The sequence below is a fragment of the Mycobacterium sp. genome (assembly GCF_032159765.1).
Classification (GTDB): domain Bacteria; phylum Actinomycetota; class Actinomycetes; order Mycobacteriales; family Mycobacteriaceae; genus Mycobacterium.
On the sequence record NZ_JAVHWM010000155.1, the window covers coordinates 1 to 5,005 of the forward strand.

Consider the following 5,005-nt stretch of genomic DNA (forward strand, 5'->3'; position numbering starts at 1 on the left):
ACCGCGCTCACCGCCCTGCGGGAGATCGCGGAGCGGATCATCGCCCGCATCGACGACCCCGGAACAGCGTCGACCGCGACCTGACGGCGATAAACGCAGAGTTTGAGTAGGACACGGACGAGTTCAATCCCCGGTTGCGCCACCACATTCCAACTCAGCCCTGCTGGTTGGTGGGGGAGGGCTCCGCGACCACGGGATTCTCGATCGCGCCGATACCTTCGATCTCGACGCGCACACGCTGACCGGGGCGCAGAAGCCGTCCGGAGAACACACCGACGCCGCCGGGCGTCCCGGTGGCGATCAGGTCGCCGGGCTCCAGAGTGCAGACGCGGGACAAGGCCGCGATCATCTCGCCGATCCCGGTGACCATCTCCTTCGTGGAGCCATCCTGGCGCAACTCGCCGTCGACCCAGGTGCGGATACCGAGACCCCCGGGATCCACTTCGGCGGCCGTGACGACCCACGGCCCGATCGGCCCATGGGTGTCAAAGCTCTTGCCCGGCCACATCGTTGGGGTCTCTTGCTGCCAGTCCCGTACCGACACATCGTTGCCCACTGTGTAGCCGGCGACCGACGCCAGCGCCGTAGCGGTGTCGGCGCGGCAGACCCGCTGCCCGATGACCGCGACGAGTTCTCCCTCGTAGTCGAGCATCGGCGAGTCGTACGGCGCCAGGATCGGGTCGTAGGGTCCGGTGATGCAGGAAACCTGCTTGTTGAAGAACGTCGGCAGCTTCTGGTCTGGGAACGCCGCACGCAGATGTGAAAACCGCTCCATCCGCTCGGCGTACTGGGGTTGCGTCGCGGCCTCTTGAATCTCTGCAAGGTGCGAGGTGAAGTTGAAGCCGATCGCCAGGTACTTCGATGGCGCCGGAATTGGTGCGCGCAGAACGACTTCCGAGAGAGGCGTCCGCTGCCGGGCACCGACGGCCTTGCGGGCCACATCCGCAGTGACGTCAGGGCCGGCCGGCAGTAACGCCGTGACGTCGGTGGGACACCGTCGAGGTCGGGCAGGGCGACAGCGTGTCGTCGATGACGACTCCCGCGCTTACGCCCGCCCTTTCAGGCGGTATCTCACAAGCTTCATTGCGTCTCCCTTGTCGTGTAAAGCGCCTCGATCTGCGAGGCGTACTTCTGTGCGATCGGCCGGCGCTTGAGCTTCATCGTCGGCGTCAACTCGTCGGAGTCGGGTAGCCAGTCTTCGGCGAGGATGGCGAAGCGCTTGATCTGCTCGACGCGCGCCAGCCGCGCGTTGGCGCGGTCGACACCGGCCTGCACCTCGGCCTGCCGTTCGGCATCGGTCGCGTACGGAGCGGCGACCGCGGGATCCAGGACGATCAGCGCGACGTTGTACGGTCGCCCGTTACCGATTGCGCACGCCTGACCGATGAGCGGACTACCTTCTTTCAGGCGCGCCTCGATGTTGGTGGGCGACATGTTCTTTCCCGCCGCGTTGATGATGAGTTCCTTCTTGCGGTCGACGATCCGCAGGTGCCCGTCGGCGTCGATGCGCGCGATGTCGCCCGTGTGCAGCCAGCCATCGGCGTCGATCGCCTCGGCGGTCGCTTCCGGTCGGTTGCGATAACCCGCCATCAGCAGCGGGCCGCGCACCAGGAGCTCGCCGTCCTCTGCCAACCTCACCTGCGCGCTGGGAAGCGGTGGCCCCACGGTGCCGGGGCGAACGTCGTTCGTGGCGGCCAAGGAGACGACGCCCGTGGTTTCCGAAAGGCCGTAGACCTCTCGCAAGGGGATCCCGATTGCGGCGTAAAAGTCGATCACCGCGGGTGGGCACGGCGCGGCGCCGGTCACTGCTGCCGTGAGCTCGTCGAAGCCCAGGCGACGACGGATCTCCTGCTGGTCGATCCCCGCCGCGACATCGGCCGCAATGGACGCCTGCAGCTTCTCCCACAATCGCGGGGGCGAGAAGAAGAAGTGCGGGCGCACCCGCGGGAGCAACTCGGTGACCGTGCTTGGGGTCGGGCAGCACACCACGCTGAAGCCCGCGGTGATCGGTAGGTAGTGCGTGCACACGCGCTCGGCGATGTGCGCCATCGGCAGATAGGAGATCGTGCGTTGCCCCGGCTGAACTCCGACCAGCGCGCCCATCTCGGCGGCCATGGTGAGGATGTTCGCGTGCGTGAGCTCGACGCCCTTGGGTGGCCCGGTGGTACCCGACGTGTAGATCAATGTTGCGAGGTCGCTTGGCTTTACGGCCGCGGCGTGCTCCAGTTCGTCGGATTCCAGCAGCTCAAACCACGAGTCCGATCCGACGACGACGACATGCTCTACGGCGCCCCGACCGCGCTCGAGGGCGGCGAGCAGGCCGTCAACCAACGTCGCCTCCGTGATGACGATTCGGCAATCGGCGTCGGCGACCAAGTGGGTGAGCTGTTCGGGTGCCGAGGTGTTGTACATCGAGAAGGGGATGGCGCCGAGAAGTAGCGCGCCGGCATCGGCAATGTGGAATTCGGGCCGGTTGCTCAGCAGGAGCCCGAGCGTGTCCCCGTGGCCCAGCCCCAGCGCGGCGAGGCCCGTGGCGGCGCGGCGGGCCTGGGCGCCATAGTCACGCCACGAGAGCACCACGTCGAGGTCGGCGTCGAGGATCGCAGGCGCATCGCCGCGGGACTCGACCATCGCCAGAAACGCCTCTCCAACCGTCGTCGGACCGCGATGAACCGCATCGTCCGTCGATGACCTCGCCGTCGTGTGCATGTGAGTAGCCTACGAGGTACATATGCCATATGTCAATTTGTTTTGTGTCGGATGACACTTTATCGTGGTAACGTTCGCGAATCGTGCCCGATAAACGTGCCCACGCGGCGGAAACCGCCGGGACGTGCCCGCACTGAGGACTCGTCGGCGTCGCTCGACGAGATCCTGGGCGCGGCATTGCGCGCCTTCGCTACGCATGGCTATGACGGTGTCTCGCTTCGGACGATCAACCGGAACTGGGCGTGAGCCACAATCTGATCAACGGCCGCTTCGGTTCCAAGGAAGCGCTGCGGTACGCAGAGCGCGCTGACCAATCTCGGACCAGCGACCGGAATGCCCAGTCGACGTCGGGATCGCGGATCCGGCGCGCCGCATCCAGGCGATCAAGAATCTGGTCGGGGGCGCCAGGCCTGAATCGGCGCTGGATGCCCTCTACCTGCTCGCGCCCGGACTCGCGCGAATGCCGGCACCACTGATTTCACAATTCGCCGTGCGCTCACCAAGAGCAACGACCTGCAGGCATCCAATGTCCCCGGCCTTCGCGGGACCGCGTATCTCGCCGGCGCCAAGATCGAGCGCGCCTACGGGTTCGGCCCGCTGCATGGCTGCGCCACCATGGTTAGCCGGTCGCACACGGTGAAACATGCTGCATTGCAGTTAATTTCGATCCTGCTGCAGTGACCGAACCGGAACGCTTTGCACGCTGTCTGAACGAAGGCTTCGCTGAAATGCTTGCTCTGTCGGGCAGCGACGTCGGGGCCAGCTCGCCGACACGAAGGGTCTGAACACGTCAGGCGCGCGACTTCTCTGAGGCTGCCGCGGGCCGCCGGCCCAGACTGGGCGACAACCAAAGGCGAGTTCTGCGTCAACTACTCGGGGCCCGGACGGCCGCTAAACCGTGCAAGTCGCGTCACCCCGTCTGTCCGACAACGCGGTCACGCTCAATCTCCATCAATTGGAGGTGACGGCGCGGCTCTTTGGGTCGGTGTTCTTGAGGTTTGGGCCGGTGTGCTTCAGGGCGGATCGCTTGTTCCGGCGCCAATCGGCGACGGTGTGCACGGCGGTGATGGTTAGGGGGATGAGCACAGGGGACAGGACGAGAATGAGGATGGCGACGGCGCTGGCATAGGACATGGTTCACTCACATTTCTGCGCGAAGGGGTAAGCCGGAAACGGTATGGGAGCGCGTGATTGGGTGTGACGCGTTTGTCTGTGCCCCACTGCTGTTCGAACCGGGGCTTCATCGATTCTAGCCATGTATGTTGATCACTGTCAACATACATATTGCTGGATGTCTCAACCAGCATCCGAATCGGTCTGCGCTCTGCGGCGCGGTTGTAGCCGACGAGTGCCGTGGTGCGATGTCCGGGTCGGTCATGATTGGCGCCCTACTGACGGCTAAAAGCGGTGAGAGGCTACGGCTTTCGGCCGCCCAGCAGGGCGGGCATCCGGCCGGCGCGCCCACGCCACCGCGATTCGGGCCTGCTGTCGCTGATGGCGGCCAGGTGCCGCGCCATGCGCGCGGCAATGACGGCGAGTGCTGTGCACACGAGAGTCATTGACTGCAGACCGGACTGCGGACGGCGCACGGCGGACGGCCATTGGGTTCGCGGTTTTCGGGCTCCGGGGTTCTGGGACGAGGCGATTAAGTCTGGACGTACAAGTCGGTAACTACTGACGTGGGGTGTTGTTGATCTCGGTGGCCCGCACGATGAGGTCGGCGGCCAGGTCGGCATGGGCTTGGACCGCGGCCGGGGCCAAGGGATCAGCGGGGTCGAAGTGGCGGGCGAGTGGGGCCAGGGTAAAGGGGCCGGCGGCACCGTGGGAGACCAAGAAGTGGAAGGTGCGCGGTGAGATCGGGCGGGTTCGGCCTTGGGCGGCGAGGTGGTTGAGGAGGCGATGCACTGGCGCGAGCGCGGGTTGGATGTAGGTGCTGTAGATGTATGCGAGCCGGTCGGTGTCCTGGCGGCCTTCGATGTTCATCAGGCCGCGGAGCTCGGAGTGCTCGGCGCAGTGCGTGAGGAAGGTGCGAATAGTGATCCTCAGCTGGTCCAGTGGGTCGGTGAGAGTGGGGTCGAATGCGGCGGCCAACCGAACAGCCAGGGGCTGGAAGGCCCAGTCGATGGTGGCGTACCAGAGCCTTTCCTTCGAGCCGAAGCGGCCGTTGAGCAGGTTGTGGCTCGCTCCCAGTTCGTGGCTGAGCGTGCGGAGCGAGACCCCGTCGTAGCCAGAGGTGGCGAAGGCTCTCAGCGCGAGCGCCAAGATGTCCTCGAGCGAGGCCGGTGCGTCATCACCG

The 5,005-nt window shown here is 65.7% G+C and carries 4 protein-coding genes and 1 pseudogene; 1 reads left to right on the forward strand and 4 read right to left on the reverse strand.

The window, feature by feature from the left end:
• Positions 1-154 precede the first annotated feature (154 nt).
• Positions 155-940 (reverse strand): fumarylacetoacetate hydrolase family protein, encoded by a 786-nt coding sequence (locus tag QOH60_RS18840; protein WP_526423156.1) that lies wholly within the window; start codon positions 938-940, stop codon positions 155-157.
• A gap of 140 nt (positions 941-1,080) precedes the next feature.
• Positions 1,081-2,709, reverse strand: a complete 1,629-nt coding sequence (locus QOH60_RS18845) for an AMP-dependent synthetase/ligase (RefSeq protein WP_526423158.1) — start codon at positions 2,707-2,709, stop codon at positions 1,081-1,083.
• 51 nt (positions 2,710-2,760) lie between these two features.
• On the opposite strand from QOH60_RS18845, the pseudogene QOH60_RS18850 reads away from it, so the two are divergent.
• Positions 2,761-3,008, forward strand: a pseudogene (locus tag QOH60_RS18850) (TetR/AcrR family transcriptional regulator); the annotation flags it as partial.
• A 652-nt stretch (positions 3,009-3,660) separates the two neighbouring features.
• Here QOH60_RS18850 and QOH60_RS18855 read toward each other — a convergent pair.
• Positions 3,661-3,843 (reverse strand): hypothetical protein, encoded by a 183-nt coding sequence (locus QOH60_RS18855; protein ID WP_526423160.1) that lies wholly within the window; start codon positions 3,841-3,843, stop codon positions 3,661-3,663.
• Positions 3,844-4,380: 537 nt separating this feature from the next.
• The coding region (locus QOH60_RS18860; RefSeq protein ID WP_526423162.1) for a TetR/AcrR family transcriptional regulator at positions 4,381-5,005 on the reverse strand (625 nt) is incomplete at its 5' end.

Coding starts and splice junctions, on each gene's coding strand:
- QOH60_RS18845 (WP_526423158.1), bottom strand. CDS start 2,709: ATGCACACGACGGCGAGGTCATCGACGGACGATGCGGTTCATCGCGGT.
- QOH60_RS18855 (WP_526423160.1), bottom strand. CDS start 3,843: ATGTCCTATGCCAGCGCCGTCGCCATCCTCATTCTCGTCCTGTCCCCT.